The sequence below is a fragment of the Pseudomonas segetis genome, from assembly GCF_900188155.1.
Classification (GTDB): Bacteria; Pseudomonadota; Gammaproteobacteria; order Pseudomonadales; family Pseudomonadaceae; genus Aquipseudomonas; species Aquipseudomonas segetis.
In genome coordinates this window covers 520,869-540,992 of record NZ_FZOG01000002.1, presented here as the reverse complement: position 1 = coordinate 540,992, position 20,124 = coordinate 520,869, and the positions used below count along the sequence as shown (strand labels likewise).

At 57.3% G+C, this 20,124-nt stretch carries 21 protein-coding genes; 12 read left to right on the top strand and 9 right to left on the bottom strand.

Translation table 11 applies throughout. The features are described 5' to 3' along the window. Positions 1–59 precede the first annotated feature (59 nt). From CHB79_RS08365 to CHB79_RS08320, 9 genes are all read left to right on the top strand, one after another. A complete protein-coding gene (locus CHB79_RS08365; RefSeq protein ID WP_089359551.1) occupies positions 60–959 on the top strand; it encodes an acyl-CoA dehydrogenase middle domain-containing protein in 900 nt (299 codons plus the stop codon). Between the two features lie 70 nt (positions 960–1,029). After that, a complete protein-coding gene (locus tag CHB79_RS08360; protein WP_089359550.1) occupies positions 1,030–1,818 on the top strand; it encodes an oxygen-binding di-iron domain-containing protein in 789 nt (262 codons plus the stop codon). A 100-nt stretch (positions 1,819–1,918) separates the two neighbouring features. Beyond that, positions 1,919–3,046 carry a serine hydrolase domain-containing protein gene (locus CHB79_RS08355; protein ID WP_089359549.1) on the top strand — a complete coding sequence of 376 codons (1,128 nt, stop codon included), beginning with the start codon at positions 1,919–1,921 and terminating at the stop codon, positions 3,044–3,046. After that, the gene (locus tag CHB79_RS08350) at positions 3,043–3,375 is read left to right on the top strand and encodes an amidase (protein WP_089359548.1); all 333 of its coding nucleotides are present in this window, start codon (positions 3,043–3,045) and stop codon (positions 3,373–3,375) included. Before CHB79_RS08355 ends, CHB79_RS08350 begins: the two co-directional genes overlap by 4 nt. A 116-nt stretch (positions 3,376–3,491) precedes the next feature. Continuing rightward, positions 3,492–4,067, top strand: coding sequence for a YceI family protein (locus CHB79_RS08345; RefSeq protein WP_089359547.1), 576 nt, complete (start codon positions 3,492–3,494; stop codon positions 4,065–4,067). After that, a complete protein-coding gene (locus tag CHB79_RS08340) occupies positions 4,067–5,224 on the top strand; it encodes a phospholipase D-like domain-containing protein (protein ID WP_089359546.1) in 1,158 nt (385 codons plus the stop codon). The genes CHB79_RS08345 and CHB79_RS08340 overlap by 1 nt, the downstream gene beginning before the upstream one ends. Positions 5,225–5,442: 218 nt before the next feature. Then, the gene (locus CHB79_RS08330; protein WP_245851395.1) at positions 5,443–6,042 is read left to right on the top strand and encodes a DUF2846 domain-containing protein; all 600 of its coding nucleotides are present in this window, start codon (positions 5,443–5,445) and stop codon (positions 6,040–6,042) included. A 109-nt stretch (positions 6,043–6,151) separates the two neighbouring features. Beyond that, a complete protein-coding gene (locus CHB79_RS08325) occupies positions 6,152–6,733 on the top strand; it encodes a DJ-1/PfpI family protein (protein ID WP_089359544.1) in 582 nt (193 codons plus the stop codon). A gap of 61 nt (positions 6,734–6,794) precedes the next feature. After that, positions 6,795–7,097: a ribbon-helix-helix domain-containing protein gene (locus CHB79_RS08320; RefSeq protein ID WP_089359543.1), complete on the top strand. Its 303-nt coding sequence runs from the start codon at positions 6,795–6,797 to the stop codon at positions 7,095–7,097. Here CHB79_RS08320 and CHB79_RS08315 read toward each other — a convergent pair. The 8 genes from CHB79_RS08315 to CHB79_RS08280 all read right to left on the bottom strand — a co-directional run bounded on the left by CHB79_RS08315 (position 7,071) and on the right by CHB79_RS08280 (position 15,331). Then, entirely contained in the window at positions 7,071–8,567 is a 1,497-nt protein-coding gene (locus CHB79_RS08315; RefSeq protein WP_089359946.1) for an ATP-binding protein, read from the bottom strand. The two genes, CHB79_RS08320 and CHB79_RS08315, sit on opposite strands and share 27 nt — an antisense overlap. Beyond that, positions 8,567–9,226: a response regulator transcription factor gene (locus CHB79_RS08310; protein ID WP_089359542.1), complete on the bottom strand. Its 660-nt coding sequence runs from the start codon at positions 9,224–9,226 to the stop codon at positions 8,567–8,569. The genes CHB79_RS08315 and CHB79_RS08310 overlap by 1 nt, the downstream gene beginning before the upstream one ends. A gap of 41 nt (positions 9,227–9,267) precedes the next feature. Continuing rightward, a complete protein-coding gene (locus CHB79_RS08305) occupies positions 9,268–9,921 on the bottom strand; it encodes a tetratricopeptide repeat protein (protein ID WP_089359541.1) in 654 nt (217 codons plus the stop codon). Between the two features lie 12 nt (positions 9,922–9,933). Continuing rightward, positions 9,934–10,725, bottom strand: coding sequence for an SDR family oxidoreductase (locus CHB79_RS08300; protein ID WP_089359540.1), 792 nt, complete (start codon positions 10,723–10,725; stop codon positions 9,934–9,936). A 9-nt stretch (positions 10,726–10,734) separates the two neighbouring features. Next, the gene (locus CHB79_RS08295) at positions 10,735–11,388 is read right to left on the bottom strand and encodes an iron-containing redox enzyme family protein (protein ID WP_089359539.1); all 654 of its coding nucleotides are present in this window, start codon (positions 11,386–11,388) and stop codon (positions 10,735–10,737) included. Continuing rightward, positions 11,385–12,860 carry an AMP-binding protein gene (locus CHB79_RS08290; protein WP_089359538.1) on the bottom strand — a complete coding sequence of 492 codons (1,476 nt, stop codon included), beginning with the start codon at positions 12,858–12,860 and terminating at the stop codon, positions 11,385–11,387. The genes CHB79_RS08295 and CHB79_RS08290 overlap by 4 nt, the downstream gene beginning before the upstream one ends. Next, on the bottom strand, positions 12,844–13,533 hold the full coding sequence (locus CHB79_RS08285) for a thermostable hemolysin (RefSeq protein WP_010486292.1): 690 nt from the start codon (positions 13,531–13,533) through the stop codon (positions 12,844–12,846). The genes CHB79_RS08290 and CHB79_RS08285 overlap by 17 nt, the downstream gene beginning before the upstream one ends. A 274-nt stretch (positions 13,534–13,807) precedes the next feature. Then, positions 13,808–15,331, bottom strand: a complete 1,524-nt coding sequence (locus CHB79_RS08280; protein WP_089359537.1) for a fumarate hydratase — start codon at positions 15,329–15,331, stop codon at positions 13,808–13,810. A 210-nt stretch (positions 15,332–15,541) separates the two neighbouring features. Between CHB79_RS08280 and CHB79_RS08275 the strand changes: the two genes are divergently transcribed. From CHB79_RS08275 to CHB79_RS08265, 3 genes are read left to right on the top strand one after another with little or no spacing between them, the layout of a single operon-like run. Then, entirely contained in the window at positions 15,542–16,669 is a 1,128-nt protein-coding gene (locus tag CHB79_RS08275; protein ID WP_010486294.1) for a GGDEF domain-containing protein, read from the top strand. Further along, positions 16,662–17,600, top strand: a complete 939-nt coding sequence (locus tag CHB79_RS08270; RefSeq protein ID WP_089359536.1) for an iron-sulfur-binding ferredoxin reductase — start codon at positions 16,662–16,664, stop codon at positions 17,598–17,600. Before CHB79_RS08275 ends, CHB79_RS08270 begins: the two co-directional genes overlap by 8 nt. A gap of 38 nt (positions 17,601–17,638) precedes the next feature. After that, positions 17,639–18,409: an enoyl-CoA hydratase gene (locus CHB79_RS08265; protein WP_089359535.1), complete on the top strand. Its 771-nt coding sequence runs from the start codon at positions 17,639–17,641 to the stop codon at positions 18,407–18,409. Between the two features lie 102 nt (positions 18,410–18,511). On the opposite strand, the gene pyk is transcribed toward CHB79_RS08265, so the two are convergent. Continuing rightward, positions 18,512–19,963 carry a pyruvate kinase gene (gene pyk / locus CHB79_RS08260; protein WP_089359534.1) on the bottom strand — a complete coding sequence of 484 codons (1,452 nt, stop codon included), beginning with the start codon at positions 19,961–19,963 and terminating at the stop codon, positions 18,512–18,514. Positions 19,964–20,124 lie beyond the last annotated feature (161 nt).

The following is a 20,124-nucleotide window of genomic DNA, read 5'->3' as shown; positions in this document are numbered from 1 at the left end:
GCTTTGGTGATGCTTGTGTGACAGCGCCCGCTCAACGCAATACTGCAGAGGACAGACCCATGCCTTGGGACAAGTTGTTGCAACCCTGCCAGCGGATGGCGGATGGACAGGCGCTCGACGATTGGTACACCGCTTTGCTTGAGCACCTGGCAGAGCCATCAGCTTTCGAGCTGGCCGTGCTGGGTGGGCGTTTGGCGCCAACTCCCGGGCTGGCGTTCCTGGCTGGATACCAGGGCGCCTTGCGCGCGCTCTGGCAATCGGCGCCCTGGACGCTGGGGGCACTCTGCGTCACCGAGAACAGAAGCGTTCGGCCTGCTGACATGCAGACTCGCTTGAGTCAGTTACAGCTCAGCGGCCGCAAGGATTTTGTCACCGCTGGTGATGCCGCGCAGTGGCTGCTGGTGGCGGCGCGGGAGGAGGGCGATGGGCTCGCGCCGCAGGTCGCGGTTACTGTGGTGGCCAACGGCGCTGCAGGCGTGCAAGTTGAGCAATTGCCTGCGCTGGGCTTTATGCCGGATGTCAGCCACGCCCGGTTGCAGCTCGACCAGGCCGCTTGTGAACGCCTGCCTGGCGATGGTTGGGATGATTATGTAAAGCCCTTCCGCAGTATCGAAGACCTGCATGTGCTGGCTGCGATATGCGCCTGGTTATACGGCATCGGGCACGAGTCTGCCTGGCCCGTGGATCTGCAGTTGCGTTTGCTGGGCCTGCTCAGTGGCTGTGCCGAGGTCAGCAGGGCGAGCGCCAAGGCGCCCACCACCCATGTGTTGCTTGGCGGCCTGTTCGCCCAGTTCGCGGCATTGGGCCCTGAACTGGATCATGCGCTGGCGGCCGGTGATGAGCACTGGGCGGCACTTTGGCAGCGTGATAAGGCATTGATGTCCATTGCCAGGAGTGCGCGCCAGGCGCGTTTGCAAAAAGCCCTGGCGCAATTGGCCGGCCAGGTTTTCGCGAGTTGAGTTGACCCAGGTCAGTAACAAGTCGGTGCAAGCTGGCTAACGTCGCTTGGTTTGGGGAGAGAACAAATCCATGCGCCGCGAGCCAATTGTGTTGTTTGAGAAAGATGGCCATCAATGCCTGATGTTTGATGACCTGGTCAGCGGCGAAGGCGTACAGTCCAACCAATTCCTGATTATCAATGATGATCAGTACCTGCTTCTCGATCCGGGCGGTGACCTGACCTACACACCGCTTTCGCTGGGGTTATCGAGGTACATAGAGGTCCAGGACCTTACCTATATTTTTGCCTCCCACCAAGACCCGGACATTATCGCTTCGCTGGACAAGTGGTTGTTGCACACCCGCGCCAAAGTGATCTGCTCAAAACTGTGGGCGCGATTCCTGCCGCACTTGACGGCCAATTACCTGGCCATAAACCACGGCATATCGACCTATGACCGGATTATTGCCTTGCCTGATCGCGGTGAGACATTTGCCCTGGGGCGCAGCAAACTGAAAGCCATTCCCGCGCACTTCCTGCACTCGGTCGGTAACTTCCAGCTCTATGATCCACTGAGCAAGATCCTGTTTAGTGGCGATATGGGTGCATCGCTGGTTGATGATGCCAACCCGGTAAACGACTTTATGAACCATGTGCCAAACATGCTCGGTTTCCACCGGCGCTACATGGCAAGCAACAAAGTCTGTCGGCTGTGGGCGGCAATGGTTCGGCAAATGGATATCGAGATGATCGTGCCCCAGCACGGGCGTCCCTTTGTGGGCAAAGAGATGATCAATACATTTTTGCTGTGGGTTGAAAACCTCGAGTGCGGCTTGGATCTGCTCAGCCAGGATGACTTTCGCGAGCCGCGTGATTAAAAGATGTGCCTAATTGCCATGTAATCCGGCGCGTTCGGTACTATTTCGGTCATATTGGCCGTGCTAGGGTGCTGCCTCGAAACTGACAAGAGGCGTATCAATGCCCGCTCCAATTTTATCCAGGCTGAGCTTTGCACTGTTGCTCTGCTTTGCCAGCATCACGGCCCACGCCGAGCACTGGCCGATACCTGATTGGTCGACGCAAACCAGCAGCCATGACGCCGCGCAACAATCGGCGCTGGCGGCACTGGAGGATTACGCCTTTGCTGCGCGTGATGACCAGAGCCGCAAGGGAGTGCGTACCGATGCATTGCTTGTGGTGCGTGATGGCCAGATTGTTTATGAACGCTATGCCGGACCAACCAAGGTCGACACACCACACCTGACCTGGTCCGTGAGCAAGAGCATCTTTGCCGCGGTGCTGGGTGTCGCCTACGGCCAGGGACGTTTCAAACTGGATGCGCCGGTGGCTGATTATTACCCGCCAATGGCGGCGCATCCCGACATCAAGATGGGTCACTTGCTCAACTGGGCGTCGGGGCTCGATTGGGAGGAAGATTACGAGTATGCACCGCTGAAATCATCGGTGGTGGCCATGCTTTACACCCGTGGCCGAGATGACATGGCCGCCTTTGTTGCCAATCATCCAAGCGATGCCGAACCGGGCCAGCGCTTCCGTTACTCCAGCGGTGACAGCACCATGCTCGCCGCAGCGCTCAAGGGCATGCTTGATGCCGAGCAATACAAGAACTATCCGTGGACAGCCTTGTTCGAACCGCTGGGTATCAAGTCCGCGGTCTGGGAAACCGACCCGACCGGTACCTTTGTCGGTTCATCCTATGCGTATATGAGCGCCCGCGACCTGGCCAGGGTTGGCTTGCTGATGCAGCGTGACGGCCGTTGGGGCGAGCAGCAGTTACTGCCCAAGGCCTGGGTGGATTTCAACCTGACAGCCTTTGCCAACTATCAGCCCGATCCGCAACAACCCAATGCTGCGGTTCCGGGTGGCCAGTGGTGGTTGAACCAGGGCGTGAATGGCTCTGGCAAGCCCTGGCCGGATGCACCGCAGGACAGCTTTGCCGCACTCGGCCACTGGGGGCAGAGCCTGTATGTGATCCCCAGCAAAAAACTGATCATCGTGCGCTATGCCGACGACCGCGACGGCAGTTATAACCACAACCAGCTGCTGAAACTTGCGCAGGCAGCCTTTGCCAGGGTGCAACCATGATCCGTCGCTTGCTTATCCGGTTGTTAATCATATTGCTGGCGCTGCTGGCAGTCTGGACATGGTTGAATCGCGAGCACTTGCAGGCATTCCCCGGCATCCTTGGCGCCTACACTGCCAAGGAGTATTGCTCTTGCCGCTATGTAATGGATAACCCGGAGCAGTATTGTGTGGGCTACGCCAAGCAGTATCTGCCGCTCAGCGGATTCTTCGATGACGTGGCCAACAAGCGCGTGACGGCGCGCGCCCTGGGCAGTAGCCAGTCGGCGCAATGGCTCGGGCCGCGTCAAGGTTGCCAGTTGTTGCCGCAGGCTGCGGACTTGCCTGAGTAAGGCGGGCTAGACCGAGGTCGATTTCAGCAGGGGTTTGCAAGGCGTGCTCATGCAGCTATCGTTGCGCATGAGCCGCTGCGCTCAATTGCCAAGCAACCTGCTGATTTCGGAGATTTATGCGCCTGTTGTTCGCCATACTGCTGAGCCTGGGCATTGTGCTGCCGGCTCAGGCCAAATGGTATCTAGACAACGAGTCTTCACGCCTGTCATTTATCTCGACCAAGAACCTCGATACCTCCGAAGTCCATCGCTTCCTGACCTTGCACGGCACTGTGAGCGACAGTGGCGAAGCCAGTTTGCGGGTCGAGCTGGAATCAGTCAGCACCGGGATATCCTTGCGTGATGAGCGAATGCGTTCACTTTTATTCGATATCGCCAAGTTTCCCCAGGCCAGGGTGTCCGCGCAGTTGGATATCCGGCCAATCAGTACGCTTGCGGCGGGCGCGCAACTTGAATTGAGCCTGCCCTTGACCCTGACGCTGCACGGTCAAAGCCACAGTTATAGGGTGGAGCTATTGGCCACGCGCCTTGACGACCACCGCTTCCAGGTTGTCACGCTTGCGCCATTGGTGCTCAACGCCGCCGACTTCGACCTGCTCAAGGGGCTTGATGCCTTGCGCAAAGTGGCTGGGTTATCGGCAATTAGTCGCTCAGTGCCGGTTGGCGCTGTCCTGATCTTTACACACCGCTGATGGCCGGCCTGATTTTCAACTGGCGCCAGGGTAATCGTTTTACCTTGCTCAGCGACGGACCTGAATTCTTCCCGCGCATGATTGATGCCATCGACAGTGCGCGGCAGCAAGTCGAGTTCGAGCTTTACCTGATTGAAAGCGGTACCTGCGCCGATCAGGTGTTGCGTGCCTTGTGTGATGCGGCCCAGCGCGGCGTTACCGTGCGCTGTCTGTTTGACGCCTATGGCGCCCAGGCGTTGACCAAAGCTGATCGTGCACTGCTAAGCAATGCCGGTGTTGAGATGCGCTGGTACAACCCGATACGCTGGCGCCGGGGTATACGCAATTTCTATCGTGATCACCGCAAGCTGCTATTGACCGATGGGCGGCTGGCGTTTGTCGGTGGCGCCGGGGTAACAGACGACTTCTGGTGTACGGACAACCCAGAAAGCGCCTGGCACGAGACCATGGTCGAGATCGATGGTCCGCTGGTCGAGGATTGGCAACAACTCTTCGAGCGCCAGTGGCAGGCGTGCAATACGCGCCTTTCATGGCGGCCCTCGGCAACTGCCGGGCTTAATCGTCTGCCGGTATCGCCGCCAGTAGGTGTCGGCCTTGGTCGTGTTGCCTATGCGGACGCCAAGCAGCACCGCGACATATTGCAATCGATGGTGCGCGCACTGCAGTCTGCCGAGGGCCGCATCTGGTTTGCAACGCCTTATTTCTTGCCGACATGGAAGGTGCGTCGGGCCTTGCGCAAGGCGGCGGCCCGGGGTGTCGATGTGCGTCTGTTGCTCAGTGGGCGACGCACGGATCACCAACCCGTGCGCCTGGCCGGTCACCGTTACTACCCGCGCCTGCTGCGTGCAGGCGTGCAGATCTTCGAGTACCAGCCACGTTTTTCGCATCAAAAAATAGTGCTGGTCGATCAGTGGGTGAGCATCGGTTCATGCAATTTTGACCACTGGAATCTGCGGTTTAACCTTGATGCCAACCTTGAGGCGCTGGATAAACCCTTCACCCAAGCCATAGTCGATCGTCTTACGGCTGACTTTGCTGACAGTCGTCAGGTTGACCTGGATCTATGGCTTGCCCGGCCACTGTGGAAGCGTCTGCAACAGCGGCTTTGGGGCTGGATTGATCGCATTGCGGTCAATCTGCTGGACCGGCGCCGCTAGGCAGCTCCTGAAAAACTAATGCGCCAGGTATTGCTGGGGCCGCTCTTGGTGCTCAGGCTTCGGACCAGTCTTTGGCTGTTGCGTTGCGCCTTGTTCTTCCGTCGCTTGCTACCTTTTGCGAAGGTTCCCAGGGTCGGCTTCAAGTGCTGCACTTTTGTCGGGGCGTCGTTGCTGCAGCCCAGGGCTATGCTCGGCCCATAACAACAAAAGGAATGGTTATGCGCTGCCTTCATCCCTTGCTCATACTGCTCATGCCGATGTGTTTCGGGCTTGGCGCCTGTTCAACCCTAGGTGGATTTTTTGGCGATACACAAGGCGCGGCATATACTGCGCAGCAGCCTACGGCCCCTCAGCGGGCAATTGTCTATCTATACCGGCCCAAGAGCACTTGGGCTGATCAGGAGCTTGAGGCTCCTGGGCTGTTTGTGAATAACCAGCTTCAAGGCAGCTTGCCAAGTAATGGCTACCTGGCATTCGAGATCGATCCTGCGCACTACCAGATCGAGCTGCGCCGCCCATTGCTGGGCAGTTACTGGACCTGGCTCGCTGATAGCTCGTTCGACTTTGTCAGCATCGCCAAATTGACTCTGGTCAGTGAGGCGGGGAGTCGCTACTTCTTTCGCTATGACGAGCTTAATCCGCCACTGGGGAAGAGCCCTGTACCCGCCGTTGGTGATGGGCCGGTGCAACAAGTCCCAGCTGCCGTGGCCGAGACCGAGATCATTCATACGCGCCAGCTCCAACCCTTGCGCGCTGTCACGCCAACTGCTCATGAACCTGATTTCTGGAGCGAGCCTGCACGCTATCTCGGGCTCTGATTCAGTCAATTTGCACATCTGCTTGAAGTAGTTACCGGCTATTACCTGTCTATCCTGCAATGGGCAGATACTGCCTGCCGAGATTAACCACCGAGCGAGGAATGCAAACATGGCTGCGAAGAAAATTCTGATGTTGGTTGGTGACTACGTCGAAGATTACGAAGTAATGGTGCCGTTTCAAGCGTTGCAGATGGTTGGCTATACCGTTCACGCGGTCTGCCCGGATAAAACCGCCGGGCAGTCTGTGCGCACGGCCATTCACGACTTTGAAGGTGATCAGACCTACAGCGAGAAGCCTGGGCACAATTTTGCTCTGAACTTCAGTTTTGCCGATGTCAAAGCCAAGGATTATCAGGGCCTGGTCGTACCTGGCGGACGTTCGCCCGAGTACTTGCGCCTCAATGCCGATGTGCTCAAGTTGGTACAAGCCTTCGCCAAGGCCGATAAACCGATTGCGGCTGTTTGCCACGGCGCGCAATTGCTTGCTGCAGCTGGCGTGCTCAAGGGGCGTGAATGCAGTGCTTATCCCGCTTGTGCGCCGGAAGTGACCCTGTCTGGAGGTACTTTTGTTGAGATCGCCGTTGACCATGCCCACGTTGAGGGTAACCTGGTGACCGCCCCTGCATGGCCGGCGCATCCGAACTGGTTGGCAGGTTTTCTGATGCTGCTGGGAGCCAAGATTTCCCTGTAGGCTAAAGCCATCGAAGCCATGTCTTTATGGCTTTGCCTGGCATGTGAAGGAGGATGAGCCCGTGTGTGAGCTTTATGTAAAAGCCGACCCGATTCTGTACGAGTCGCGTTCGCGCTCTCTGCGAATTCGCGGCGTGGTCACGACCTTGCGCCTGGAGAATCAATTCTGGGACATCCTCCGCGAGATTGCCGAGGCAGATGGCATGACCACCAACCAGTTGATCAGCAAACTCTACGACGAGGTCATGGACTATCGCGGCGAGGTGGTCAACTTCGCTTCCTTTTTGCGGGTGAGTTGCAGTCGTTACCTGGCTCAGCGGCGTGGTGCCGTGGCCGAGTTAAGCCTGGTTGGGCGTGCTGGTTGAGCGCCTGCCAGGAACGCATGCCCTGGGTAACTCAACGCTGACTTCAAGGCCCCCCAAGGGGGAGTCAGTCAATGCAATGGTACCGCCATGCAACTCTATTACCCTCATTACAATTGAAAGGCCAAGCCCGGCACCTTGGCCGTCACCTTGACGGTAAAAGCGTTCAAAAACCTTTGCGCGCTGGTTCTTATCGATGCCTGGGCCACTGTCTTGAACTCGAATCCGCAAGCTATCGGCACTTGACTCTATGCAAACCTGTACATGGCCACCTGCCGGTGTGTATTGCACCGCATTACTGATCAGGTTTTGCAGTAACGTACCGATGCTCGGGCTATCGCCATGCAGGTTGAAGTCGGCATTCTCATCCGCATCGAGGGTCAATTCCTGATTTTTTTCGAGGGCAAGGGGAGTCAGCTCCGCCAGCTCATTCCGGCTGTAGGCCAGCAGGTCGAAGTCAACCATCGCCAGTTGCACAACGTGGGGATCAAGCCGGGCGAGCGTCAACAACTGAGCCACCACCCGGGTTGCCCGCTCGACGCCAACGCCAAGCTGCCTCAGGGCTTCATCGCGGTCGCTCGGGTCGGTGGTTTGCAGCGCGTTCTGCGCATGGATGCGTAGCACCGCAAGCGGAGTACGCAACTCATGCGCGGCATCGGCGATAAAGCGCTTTTCCTGATTGAGCAATTGGTTGACCTGCATCAGCAATCGGTTGAGCGCCGCATTCATTGGTTCCAGTTCCGAGGGTAACGGACCCACGATCATGGGGGAGAGATTGTCCGGGGCCCGCCGCTTGATGTTGTTTGCCATGGTTTGTAACGGACGTAGACCCCAACCTACAGCGCCCCACACCAGCAGTGCGAGCAAGGGCAGGCCGAATAGATCGGGTATCAGGCTGCGCTTGGCTATTTTACTGACCAGTTCTCCTCGTACATCTCCTCGCTCACCGACCATGATCCAGTGGTCATCCTGGAGGTCCCTGAGCATGAATAGCCGCCATTGGTTCTGGTCCATTTTGATGTCGTGATAGCCAATCAGGCTGCGTTCGAGCGCCGAAAGAGGTTCGCCTTCTGTGTGATTGTGCGCGGGAAGGTTCTGCATATGCAGTTTCGCGAGAATACGTTGCAGCGCAGGTTCGGGGGCACTGGCCGAATGCAGTAATACTTTGCCCTGGTCATCAATCACCTGGAAGGCCAACTTGCCTTCGTAAGGATGGCCACCGAGCATTTTCTCGTCGCTACGGCTGTCGGCCAGCGCTTGATTGAGTGCATTCTGGAGCAGGGCTCGCGAGCCGTCGGGCATATCGGCGCCGACGAAGCCCGCCAGCAAGCGGGCGGTTTGTGCAAGTTGCGCGTCAAACAGTTCTTCGGTTTCATGCCTGGCGTCATGGTAGCTCTTGAAGGAAATAACCGTCATGGTCACGCTTAACAAGCCGAGAACCAGCGCCAGTGTCCGTGAACGAATCGAACGCATCATGCTTTATCGACCAAATAACCTACGCCACGGATAGTGCGAATTAACTCAGGGAAAAACTTTTTACGCAAATGGTGCACATGGACTTCAAGTGCATTGCTTTCAATTTCTTCACCCCAGCCATAGAGTGCTTGCTGCAATTTGTCTCGGCTCATGACGCGGCCAGGTTGAGCAAGTAATTCATGCAGCAACAAATACTCTTTGCGTTGCAGGGTGATCGTCTGGCCTTGGTAGTTGACCTCATGGCTGACCGGGTCGAGGCTGATTCCGCGATACTCCAGTGCCGGTTGCGGGCGATTGAAACTGCGGCGCAACAGCGCGCGTAACCGGGCTTTGAGTTCGGCCACATCAAAGGGCTTGATAAGGTAGTCATCTGCACCTGCGTCCAGGCCCTTGATGCGATCAGCCGTGGAGTCGCGAGCCGTCAGCACTAAAACAGGCACCGGATTGGCCGCCGCCCGCAGATGCTTGAGCACTTGCAGGCCATCCATGCGCGGCAAACCCAGGTCGAGCACTGCCAGGTCGAAGGCTTCTTCGCTCAGGGCATGCAGGGCACTTTTACCATCTTGCAGCCAATCAACGGTATACCCCTCGGGCTTGAGTGCCGTACGGATACCTTCGCCCAAGGCTTGATCGTCTTCGACAAGCAGAATACGCATTTGTAACTCCTTTCTTGCTATTCAAGCCTGTCCCAAGTTTATTACTTAAGCTCTGCGTCGATCTTTTTTAGCAGTAAACTGATGTCTTGCATACGACCTTTGTCGGCTGTTTCCCGACCTGGGCGTGGCGCTGCCTGCTGAGCTTTAAGCGCAAATTTTCTCGCGTCTTGGTAGTGTTTCTGGCGAAACAGAAAGTCGGCGTAGAAGTAGTTTGGATCGATGCCACTCGGGTTAATTGCCAGCGCTTGTTTGAGCATAGTCTCTGCTTTGCTGTCGTCACCAAAGCCAATGGGCCAACCGGGTACCTGGTAGTACAAGCTGCCCAGGCTGGTGTAGGCCGATCCGCTTAGCGCGCGCGGGTCTATTTGCAGCGCTTGTTCGAGCTTGGCTTTAGCGTCTTTGACCAAGCCCAGTGCTCCGAGCCCACCTTTTGCACCCGCATAGGTGCTTAGGATAATGCCATTCCAGATCAACAGTTCTGCTGAGTCCGGTTCGGACTTCACAGCTTGTTCGGCGCTGACACTGAGCTTTTCAAAGGCTGCTTCACGCTGGTCAGCTGGCAGGCTGTAATTGATTTCAGCCCAGCGTTGTTGCAGTTGCTTGAGGTTGTCTTGTCCTTCGCTACTGAGTGCCAATGCAGGCAGGCTCGCCAGGCAGAGCAGGATACAGGCAGCGTTACGAATAAATGTGGGCATGGCTGGAGCCTCCTAGTCGTTGTGACGTACAAAGCGTTGGATTGTGGGTAGTTGCTTGCGTAGAGCCTGGTCAACGACACGCGGCAGCAAGCTGTTGAGACGAACAAACAGTTTCTCGGGCCAACCGAGGTAAGACTCTTCGGTTTCCTTGTCTATGGCGTTAGCCAATTGTGCGGCGACTGTTTCAGGAGCATCCATGGCGACCTTGAGCTCGTTGTTCATCGCAACGACAGTATCGGAGTTCATGCGGGTTTGGGTGGCTCGTGGGGCAAAGTACAGCACCTTGATTTGAGTATCGGCGAGCTCGCGGCGCAGTGCTTCAGAGAAGCCGCGCAAGGCGAATTTACTGGCGCAATAGGCGGTGAAGCCTGGATAGCCTATAGAGCCAAATGTTGAGCCCAGGTTAATGACCAGAGAGCGGCCTTGCTGGCGCAGAATAGGCAGCAGACGATGAGTCAGTTGCAGGGTCGAGGTGACATTCAGCTCGATCATCTGGGCTAACTGGTCTTCATCATGCTGCTCAAGCAGGCTGAAGTGATTGAGGCCAGCGCCGTTGATCAATGTATTTATACCGCCGAAACGCTGGGCCGCAGCAACCACCGCTTCACGGCCATTACGCTGGCTGATATCGGCCTGCACGATCTCTAGGTTATTCGGATAGCGCCGGGCCAATGCCTGCAGCGCATCCGTTTGTCGACCGACCAGCAGCAGTCGGGCGCCTCGGGTGGCGAGTTGTTCAACAATGGCTTGGCCAATCCCACCACTTGCGCCGGTTAACAGGGCACGGCATTGCGAGAGATTCATCATGATTTCCTAGGCTGAGAGCGGCAGGCTGCGAAACATATCGCCGTACAGGCGATAAACCACTTTGGCGGTATGGACCACGGCCGCTTGGTCATCTGTGTTATCGAGACGGTTCATCAGCTTTTTGTAGAATTCGATATGTTCGATGTCCAAACTGCCGTGCGAGCTCAGATAGCTAAAGGCGTTGTTGGGCAGTTGCAGCTTGTCTTGGATCACCCCGGCTGCTTGTGTGGCCAGGGTGATGCTGGTGCCTTCGAGCACGTTGACCATGCCAAAGAAACTCACCGGGTTGCTGCGAGCGATACGGTCGTAGACATAGCTGACCATCAACTCTGTCGGCAGCTTGGGTGTCCCGTTGCGTACGGCTTCAGGGTCGCCGCCGCAGGCCGCGATATCATTGAGTACCCACTCCTGGTGGCCGTATTCCTCTTCAACGTATTCAGCCACCGCAGCGCGTAGCCATTCCAACCGCTCAGGCAAGCGTGAGCCGCATGCCATCAGTAATGGAACCGTGTGCTTGACGTGGTGGTATGCCTCGGTGAGAAAGCCAATGTAGCTGTTCAGACTGACGATGCCTGACATGGCCTGCTGGATGATAGGTGCACTGAGTAGGTAGTCACGTTCCTCAGTGGTTTGCTCGAGTAGCGAGTCATAAAAGTTCATGGGAGGGCTCCGGTCATCGGTACATCGGCGATTAAATGGGTAATCGCCTCTTGATAATGCTGCTGCACCGCATTGCGGCGTAGCCGGCCATTGGCTGTGGTCATGTCATTGGTAACGCTGAAGGGCTGTTCGGCGCGTAACCAGTGATGAACTTGGGCGTAGTCCGGCAGTTGCTGATTAACTTCCTGCACCGCAGCCGCCAGGTCTTCATCTGTGGTGTCGGGAAATCGTGGGACCAGTACCGCTACGTTCTGCGCCATGGCTTCGCCTTGAACCCATGCCTGAGCGATGGGAAGTCGCTGGGTGAGTTCGGCTTCCACCCATTCAGGGTTTACGTTGCGCCCGTATGCGGTAATGAATTGGTGCTTCTTGCGGCCATGCAGTACCAGGTAATCGCCGTCAAAGTGGCCAAGATCGCCGCTGGCAAGCCATTCGTCCTGCGCTTCAGCCTCGCCGACATAGCCGAGCATGTGCGGCCCTTTGATCATCACCTCGCCGTCACTGGCCAGGCGGATCTGTAAATGCCCAAGCGGTTTGCCAACAGTGCCAACCTTGCGGGCTTCAGGAGTGTTCAAGCACACGACCGAGGCACATTCCGATAAGCCGTAGCCTTCAAAAACAGGCAAGCCGAGTTCACCGCACCGATCCAGTAGCTGGGGCGCGACTCGACCACCGCCGACGGCGATAAAGCGCAGGGATGAAGGCAGCGGTAGGCCACGCTCAGCTGCTGTAACAAGTGCCAGCAGCAGTTGTGGCAGCAGAATCAGGCTATGGGGTTGCAGCTCATTCAAACTGGTTAGAAATTGCATGAGGTTGAACTGACTGGCACCTTGCAACCCAGATTTAGCCATCGGAATCAGTTCAACCTGTGCGCCCGCTATCAGCGGTGCGTAAACACCTGCCAGGTTTTCCAGCAGCGTCGCCAGGGGAAGAATGCACAGGTGCCGCTCAACCGAGCACGACAAGCTGGCGAGGTAAAGACTGTTGGCTACCTCAAGCTGCGTGGCAATGTCCAGGCACACGCCTTTAGGGTTGCCAGTGGTTCCTGAGGTGTAGGTGATTTTGCAGGTCCCGGCAGGCAGTTCAGGGTAGTGCCCTTGCTTGCGCTGTAACCAGCCTTCAGCATTTTCACTGAACCCCAGTGATTGGCTTGTTTCATTTGGGAGGCCGATCAGGCAATCGACGCCAGCGCTGTCCATGACATGCTTTTGCTGGGCTGCCGAAAAAAATCCAGGCAAGGGGATGCATACCAGCCCCGCGTGCAAAATGGCCAAGTCCCACAGCACCCATTCGATGCCATTGTCCAGTGCCAGCGCGACGCGGGTTACACCCTGTGCTAGGAGTCTTTCGCTGCGTGCACTGACTTCGTCGACCAGTTGGCAGTAGCTCAGGGTGTCAGTGCCTTGGCGCAACGCGACTGAGTCATTGCGGCTGCGCAGTTGCTGGAAAAAGCGCTCAGCTACAGGCCACATTAGGCATTTCCTCAAGTGCGTAGAGTGCTTTGTGACCAAGGCGTGGATAGGCACCGAGTTGCATCAAGCGCTGGTGGCCATTGAAGATATCGCCAGCCATCACCTGCGGATTACTTTCGTAGTAGCTGCCCCAGTCGACTAACTCATCGCCCATGCATTTGGGGTCAGCAGGGCCTAATGCCAGCGGGGTCAGCCCCAGGCGTTGGAAGCTGTTGAGCAGGGCAGGCGTGCTGGTAAATGTTACCCAGCGAAACCCCATGGCTACCAACAAGTCGGTAATGGCAACAATCAGCAGGCGCGCTGCACCGGCGCTATTCGCGGCTAGATTACCGACTTCGACCAGTTGCTCGCGGGTTGGCGCAAGTGTGCCAATGGATTGTGCAATGACGATCTCGGTTTGTTGCCCCAGGTAGCGCTCAAGGAATAAAGGGCCCTGCGCGGCGCTGCGCAGTCCGACAGCACCCAGAAGCTCCCCGTTTTCACTTTCGAGTCCGAATAGACAGGGCATGAAGTGATGCACATTGGCTGCGTATTGTTGAGCAAACCGGTGCCGGATAAACGCCTCGACCTGCAGGCGATGAGCACTGCCTGGGTGGGCGATAATCAAGTTGAGTGGCTTATCACGGCCGATCTTGGCGATTACCTGATCTTGGTCGGTCCAGGGTAAATCCATGGTAGTACTCTCAACGCGGGGGGCTTGATGTGCATCGTGCTTAAAGAGTCTTAACGGATTATTAAGTTACACGCCGGGCTGGATCAATCGCCGACGAGGGGCATGGAACCAAGTTAAACGGCCTATTCACTTGGCTTGCCTGGTATGTATCAATGTATTACTGGCTTAATCCTTTGCCGCTTTGGATCCAGGCAGCACAATGCAAAACGCCCCGAACCAGTCGGGGCGTTTTGTGTTTTGCAAGCCGCGCGCATTCAGCTCGCGGAACCTGCCTTTACTTGACTTCTACCGCCAGGCTTTCGGTAATCTTCTTGTTCCAGATCGCCGGGCCTGTGATGTGCACGGACTCGCCCTGGGTGTCGACTGCGACAGTAACCGGCATGTCCTTGACCTCGAACTCGTAGATCGCCTCCATGCCCAGTTCGGCGAATGCCAGCACTTTGGACTTTTTGATCGCCTGCGACACCAGGTAGGCTGCGCCGCCGACAGCCATGAGGTACACCGCTTTGTTGTCCTTGATCGCTTCGATGGCGATTGGGCCGCGTTCGGATTTACCGATCATGCCCAGCAAGCCTGTGCTTTCGAGGATCTGGCGGGTGAACTTGTCCATCCGCGTCGCAGTGGTCGGGCCTGCCGGACCTACGACTTCGTCACCCACGGGATCAACCGGGCCCACGTAGTAGATGAAGCGACCTTTGAGGTCGACGGGCAGTTCTTCACCACGGTTAAGCATTTCAACCATGCGCTTGTGCGCGGCATCGCGACCGGTCAGCATCTTGCCGTTGAGCAAGACTGTTTCGCCTGGCTTCCAGCTTTGTACGTCTTCCGGGGTCAGGGTGTCGAGATTGACCCGGCGCGCCGATGGACCGGCTTCCCAGACGATTTCCGGGTAGGCGTCCAGCGATGGAGCTTCAAGCTCAGCAGGGCCGGAACCGTCGAGTACGAAGTGAGCGTGACGCGTGGCCGCGCAGTTGGGAATCATGCACACCGGCAGCGAGGCGGCATGGGTCGGGTAGTCCATGATCTTGACGTCGAGCACTGTGGTCAGGCCACCAAGGCCCTGGGCACCGATACCCAGCTGATTGACCTTTTCAAACAGCTCAAGGCGCAATTCTTCAAGGCGGTTCTGCGGGCCGCGGGCCTTGAGCTCGTGAATGTCGATCGACTCCATCAACACTTCCTTGGCCATCACTGCCGCTTTTTCAGCCGTGCCGCCAATGCCAATGCCAAGCATACCTGGTGGGCACCAGCCCGCACCCATGGTCGGTACGGTCTTGAGGACCCAGTCGACGATTGAGTCGGACGGGTTGAGCATGGCCATCTTCGACTTGTTCTCGGAGCCGCCGCCTTTGGCTGCGACGTCAACTTCTACCTTGTCGCCAGGCACGATGGAGAAGTGGATAACCGCTGGCGTGTTGTCCTTGGTGTTCTTGCGAGCGCCTGCCGGGTCCGCCAGGATTGAGGCGCGCAACACGTTTTCAGGCAAGTTATAGGCGCGGCGCACACCTTCGTTGATCATGTCGTCAACGCCCATGGTCGCACCATCCCAGCGAACATCCATACCCACGCGGATAAAGACAGTGACGATGCCGGTGTCCTGGCAGATCGGGCGATGCCCCGTCGCGCACATGCGCGAGTTGATCAGGATCTGGGCCATGGAGTCGCGTGCAGCCGGCGACTCTTCACGCAGGTAGGCTTCGTGCATCGCCTGAATGAAGTCAACGGGATGGTAGTAGGAGATGAACTGCAGGGCGTCTGCAACGCTCTGGATCAGATCGTCTTGCTTGATCACGGTCATGCTTGGCGCTCCTTTATTTGGGCAGGAACTTGATGGGTGCACCGATAGGGCTATCCGGTGTGCGTACGGTAAAAAAGGGCGCGTAGTATAGCGCGCAGCCAGGCTGGCGGGCACCCGCCTGATGCGGTTTAGATTCTGTACATCCGCGGCTAGTTAGTTGACAGAGTTAAAGGTACAGTAGTGGCAAGATGCCTTTATGGGATGGAGTCCATGAGTAAAAGTGCTCAAGCCCTTGCTAGCCGCACCCTGCAAAGCCTCATGCTGAAGCGCTTTGGTATGGCAGTCTTTACCTATTTTCTAGCGATGGCTCTGGGCACTGTCGCCTTTATCTACAATCACCTGGAGATACCGTTGAGCAATTTTCTATTGCTCAACGCTGGTGTCGTAATCAGCCAGTTGGTGTTTCTGGGCCTGTTTCTTTCGGGTAGGAACCTGCTGTTCCAGGACCCCAGCCTGACCGAGCCGCAGGTGCTGGTTGGCTTGGTCCTGCAGACCCTGAGCCTGTCAATGCTCGATGACGCCCGTGGCCCGATGCTGATCATGTATGTACTGATCCTGATGTTCGGGGTTTTCCAACTAAGGCCAAAGGTGTTCGTGCGCTGTGCCATAGTGGCGTTTATCGGCTTTGCCGGTTTGAATATTGTTGAGGCCTACAATCTCAAGCTATCCCGGCCGGAACTGGCGGTACTGGAGGTTTGTGTGCTCAGCGTGGCACTGGCCTGGCTGAGTCTGTTCGCCAGTTATGTGCACAGTATGCGCCAGCGCATGCGTCAACGCCGCTTCGCGCTGCAGGCTCACCAAGACACCTTGCGCGGGATGATGCGCCAGCTTGAAGACCTGGCCTCAACCGATGAACTCACAGGTCTGTTCAATCGTCGGCATTTCCTCAATATTGCCTCGCGTGAATTATCCAGCCTGCGCCGTGGGCACAAGCATGGCCTGGCGCTGATTGACCTGGATCATTTCAAGCGGATCAACGATATCCATGGCCACGCGTCTGGCGATAGGGTGCTGCAGACATTCGCCAGCGTGGCACAAACCTGCCTGCGTGATGGCGATGTAGTTGCGCGTTATGGCGGCGAAGAATTTGTGCTGCTTTTGCCCGACACCGAGCCTGACCACTTCGTCGCCTGTTGCGAGCGCTTGCGCGAGGCCTTTAGTCGGGCGGAGCCTTTAGGTATAAAGGTGGACAACCTCAGTCTATCGATTGGAATGACCTTGTTGGAAATGGGCGACGACCTCGACGAAGCGCTGCACCGAGCCGATCAAGCGCTGTACCAGGCCAAGCGTACTGGCCGCAACCGCTGCGCGGCAGCCTGGGCCAGCGCGGATGCCTGAGCTGCGTGCGGCAGGGCAGGTATTCGACGTTGCACCGGCTGCAAACCTGCTCGATACCTTGCTCAATAACGGCTTGAAGGTGCCCTACAGCTGTCGGGCAGGCAGTTGCCATGCCTGCATCGTGCGTTGTGTGGCTGGCGAACTGCATGACAACCAACCGCAGGCGCTGGATGCCCAAAGTCGGGCCCAAGGTTGGCGGCTGGCTTGCCAATGCCAGATTGTCACTGACCTGAGCATTGAGCTTTATGACCCGAATAAGCAGGCAAGGCGTGCAACCATTTCAGCATGCGATTGGCTCAGCACTGATGTATTGCGGCTGCGCCTGATCCCCGAGCAGCCCGTGGCTTACCGTGCCGGCCAGCATGTCTTGCTGTGGACGGCCGATGGCATTGCGCGGCCATATTCATTTGCCAGCTTGCCCGGGGTCGATCCTTTTCTGGAGTTTCATATCGATTGTCGGCGTAGCGGGGCGTTTTCCAATGCGGCGCGCATGTTCAAGGTCGGTGAAGACTTGCATGTCGGCGTGGTGAGTGGTGGCGCCTTGCACTACGAGCAGGATTGGCAGGAACGCCCCTTGCTTCTACTGGCCGCAGGTACTGGACTGGCCCCTCTTTATGGCGTGCTGCGCGATGCCCTGGCGCATAATCATCAAGGCAGGATTCGGCTTATTCACAGTGCCCATGATACGCAGGGGCTGTATCTGCGCGAGCCTTTGAACGCTTTGCTGGCAAAGGCTTCTCAGCTGGAGATCCAGCAAGTCAGCACGGCTGAGTTGCCCGCGGCTTTGGCGCAACTGCGGCTTGTTTCCCGGCAAACACTGGCCTTAATCTGCGGTCAACCCGACAACGTCGAGTTGTTTGCGCGCAGCCTGTATATGGCAGGCGTGCCGCGTAACCAGACCTTTTCAGATATTTTCTTGCCGCACGCTTAGTCCTTTCATGTGCTTGCGGGCTGTTACCAGGAGTTCGCATGAGTGAGCACATACTGACTGAGCGCGAAGGCGCGGTGATGATTGTGCGTATGAATCGCCCGGAGAAAAAGAATGCGCTGACCCGGGCGATGTACAAAACCATGGCCGAGGTGCTGACCCGGGCCGATCAGGATGCCAGCGTTCGCAGTGTATTGATCACTGGCGGGCATGACTGCTTCACCAGCGGCAATGACGTTGCCGACTTTCTACAGGCTCCGCCGAATGGACTGAACAGTGAAGTGTTCATGTTTATGCAAGCCCTGTTTGACTTCACCAAACCTGTAGTCGCGGCTGTTTGTGGCCCAGCCGTGGGTATCGGGACGACCCTGCTCCTGCATTGTGACCTGGTTTATGCCAGCCGCGATGCAACCCTGAAGATGCCATTCGTGAGCCTGGGGCTTTGTCCTGAGTACGGTTCCAGCATGATTCTGCCGCAGTTGGTCGGTCAGGCAAAGGCTACCGAGCTATTGCTGTTGGGCAGCGCGTTCAGCGGCGAGCAGGCGGCTGCCTGGGGCATTGCCAATCAAGCGCTACATGATGGCGCGGCGACAACCGCCAAGGCCTTTGATATGGCCCAGCGTTTTGGCTCGCTACCGCCTACGGCACTGGCGGACAGTAAACGATTGATGCGAGCGCCCAATCGCGAGCAATTGCGCAAGGTGATTGTTGAGGAAGGCGAGTTGTTCAGCCAGCGCCTGCACTCGCCGGAAGCACGCGAAGCCATGACCGCCTTTATGCAGCGGCGTAAGCCTGACTTTTCTAATTTGTAGGCGCACCTGTTGCACCTTTGAGTGACCAGGCGCGGCAACACAGGATCACGCCCAGAATGTAAAGCTCGCCCGATGCATGCACCGGGCGAGCTTTGCCGAGGCTTAGATCAACGCCTCGCCGACATGCAGGATCTTCATGCCGTTGGTGCCACCGATGGTGTGGTAGCTGTCGCCCTTGGTCAGGATGACCCAGTCGCCTGGCTCAACAACGCCGCGCTTGAGCAGTTCGTCCACCGCGGCCTGGCTGACTTGCTCGGGGGGCAGTTCAGCTGGGTCGAAGGGCACTGGGTAAACGCCGCGGAACATGGCTGCGCGTGCCTGTGTGCCACGGTGCGGTGAGAATGCATAGATAGGCACCGAGGAGCGAATCCGCGACATGATCAGTGGCGTGTAGCCGCTTTCGGTCAGGGCAATAATCGCTTTAACGCCCGGGAAGTGGTTGGCGGTGTACATCGCCGCCAGTGCAATGCTCTCGTCACAGCGCTGGAAACGCTCGCCCATGCGGTGCTTTGAGGTCTTGCTGGTTGGGTGTTTCTCGGCACCGGCACAAATACGGGCCATAGCCTGTACCGCTTCGAGCGGGTAGGCGCCAGCGGCGCTTTCTGCCGAAAGCATGACGGCGTCGGTGTAGTCGAGCACGGCGTTGGCAACGTCGGAAACCTCGGCGCGAGTTGGCATCGGGTTTTGAATCATCGACTCCATCATCTGCGTGGCAGTGATTACAGCCTTGTTGTGCGTTCGCGCATGCTGGATGATTTTCTTTTGAATGCCGACCAGCTCAGCGTCTCCAATTTCAACGCCAAGGTCGCCGCGGGCAACCATCACGGCATCGCTGGCGCGGATCAGGCCATCGAGGGTTTCGTCGTCGGCAACCGCTTCGGCACGTTCAATCTTGGCGACCAGCCAGGCAGTACCGCCCGACTCATCGCGCAGTTGGCGTGCGTATTCCATATCAGAGGCATCGCGCGGGAACGAGACTGCAAGGTAGTCCAGGTCCATTTCTGCGGCGAGCTTGATGTCTGCCTTGTCTTTTTCGGTCAGCGCTGGCGCGGTCAGGCCGCCACCGCGACGGTTGATACCCTTGTGGTCCGAGAGCGGGCCGCCAATCAGTACCGAGCAATGCAGGGCATCACCCGTGGCGGACTCAACGCGCATGACCACGCGGCCGTCGTCGAGCAGCAACTCGTCACCCACGCCGCAGTCTTTCACCAGGTCCGGGTAGTCGATTCCCACGATTTGTTGCGTACCTTCTGTCAGCGGGTGGCTGGTTGAGAAGGTAAAGGTGTCGCCAACCGCAAGCTCGATACGCTTGTTGGTGAATTTAGCGATACGAATCTTAGGGCCTTGCAAGTCTCCGAGTAGTGCTACGTGGCGGCCATGCTTGGCTGCCAGGTCACGAACCAGTTTGGCCCGTGCTTTATGCTCGTCGGGTGTTCCGTGGGAAAAGTTCAGGCGAGCGACATCAAGGCCAGCGAGAATCAGTTGTTCAAGCACCTCGGGCGAGTTGCTGGACGGGCCAAGTGTGGCAACGATTTTGGTACGACGAAAGGTCATGCACAGACTCCTTAGTTGAAGCTGGCTGGGAGGCTACTACGCTGTAAGGCTGTAGTCATTGTTCATCTGCACTACCGGCTTATTTAATCCGTCGCGGCCTGGAAACCACGGAAAAACTACTGCGCTAACCTTTTTACAGATTGCCTTGGTTACACGAATGC

Bases quoted from the DNA above. Each gene is read 5' to 3' on its own strand.
- CHB79_RS08345 (WP_089359547.1), top strand. From the start codon at position 3,492: ATGCGCCTGTTGTTCGCCATACTGCTGAGCCTGGGCATTGTGCTGCCG.
- pyk (WP_089359534.1), bottom strand. From the start codon at position 19,963: ATGACCTTTCGTCGTACCAAAATCGTTGCCACACTTGGCCCGTCCAGC.
- CHB79_RS08360 (WP_089359550.1), top strand. From the start codon at position 1,030: ATGCGCCGCGAGCCAATTGTGTTGTTTGAGAAAGATGGCCATCAATGC.
- CHB79_RS08280 (WP_089359537.1), bottom strand. From the start codon at position 15,331: ATGACCGTGATCAAGCAAGACGATCTGATCCAGAGCGTTGCAGACGCC.
- CHB79_RS08290 (WP_089359538.1), bottom strand. From the start codon at position 12,860: ATGTGGCCTGTAGCTGAGCGCTTTTTCCAGCAACTGCGCAGCCGCAAT.
- CHB79_RS08285 (WP_010486292.1), bottom strand. From the start codon at position 13,533: ATGGATTTACCCTGGACCGACCAAGATCAGGTAATCGCCAAGATCGGC.
- CHB79_RS08350 (WP_089359548.1), top strand. From the start codon at position 3,043: ATGATCCGTCGCTTGCTTATCCGGTTGTTAATCATATTGCTGGCGCTG.
- CHB79_RS08365 (WP_089359551.1), top strand. From the start codon at position 60: ATGCCTTGGGACAAGTTGTTGCAACCCTGCCAGCGGATGGCGGATGGA.
- CHB79_RS08325 (WP_089359544.1), top strand. From the start codon at position 6,152: ATGGCTGCGAAGAAAATTCTGATGTTGGTTGGTGACTACGTCGAAGAT.
- CHB79_RS08275 (WP_010486294.1), top strand. From the start codon at position 15,542: ATGAGTAAAAGTGCTCAAGCCCTTGCTAGCCGCACCCTGCAAAGCCTC.
- CHB79_RS08265 (WP_089359535.1), top strand. From the start codon at position 17,639: ATGAGTGAGCACATACTGACTGAGCGCGAAGGCGCGGTGATGATTGTG.
- CHB79_RS08330 (WP_245851395.1), top strand. From the start codon at position 5,443: ATGCGCTGCCTTCATCCCTTGCTCATACTGCTCATGCCGATGTGTTTC.
- CHB79_RS08305 (WP_089359541.1), bottom strand. From the start codon at position 9,921: ATGCCCACATTTATTCGTAACGCTGCCTGTATCCTGCTCTGCCTGGCG.
- CHB79_RS08355 (WP_089359549.1), top strand. From the start codon at position 1,919: ATGCCCGCTCCAATTTTATCCAGGCTGAGCTTTGCACTGTTGCTCTGC.
- CHB79_RS08300 (WP_089359540.1), bottom strand. From the start codon at position 10,725: ATGAATCTCTCGCAATGCCGTGCCCTGTTAACCGGCGCAAGTGGTGGG.
- CHB79_RS08270 (WP_089359536.1), top strand. From the start codon at position 16,662: ATGCCTGAGCTGCGTGCGGCAGGGCAGGTATTCGACGTTGCACCGGCT.
- CHB79_RS08340 (WP_089359546.1), top strand. From the start codon at position 4,067: ATGGCCGGCCTGATTTTCAACTGGCGCCAGGGTAATCGTTTTACCTTG.
- CHB79_RS08295 (WP_089359539.1), bottom strand. From the start codon at position 11,388: ATGAACTTTTATGACTCGCTACTCGAGCAAACCACTGAGGAACGTGAC.
- CHB79_RS08310 (WP_089359542.1), bottom strand. From the start codon at position 9,226: ATGCGTATTCTGCTTGTCGAAGACGATCAAGCCTTGGGCGAAGGTATC.
- CHB79_RS08315 (WP_089359946.1), bottom strand. From the start codon at position 8,567: ATGCGTTCGATTCGTTCACGGACACTGGCGCTGGTTCTCGGCTTGTTA.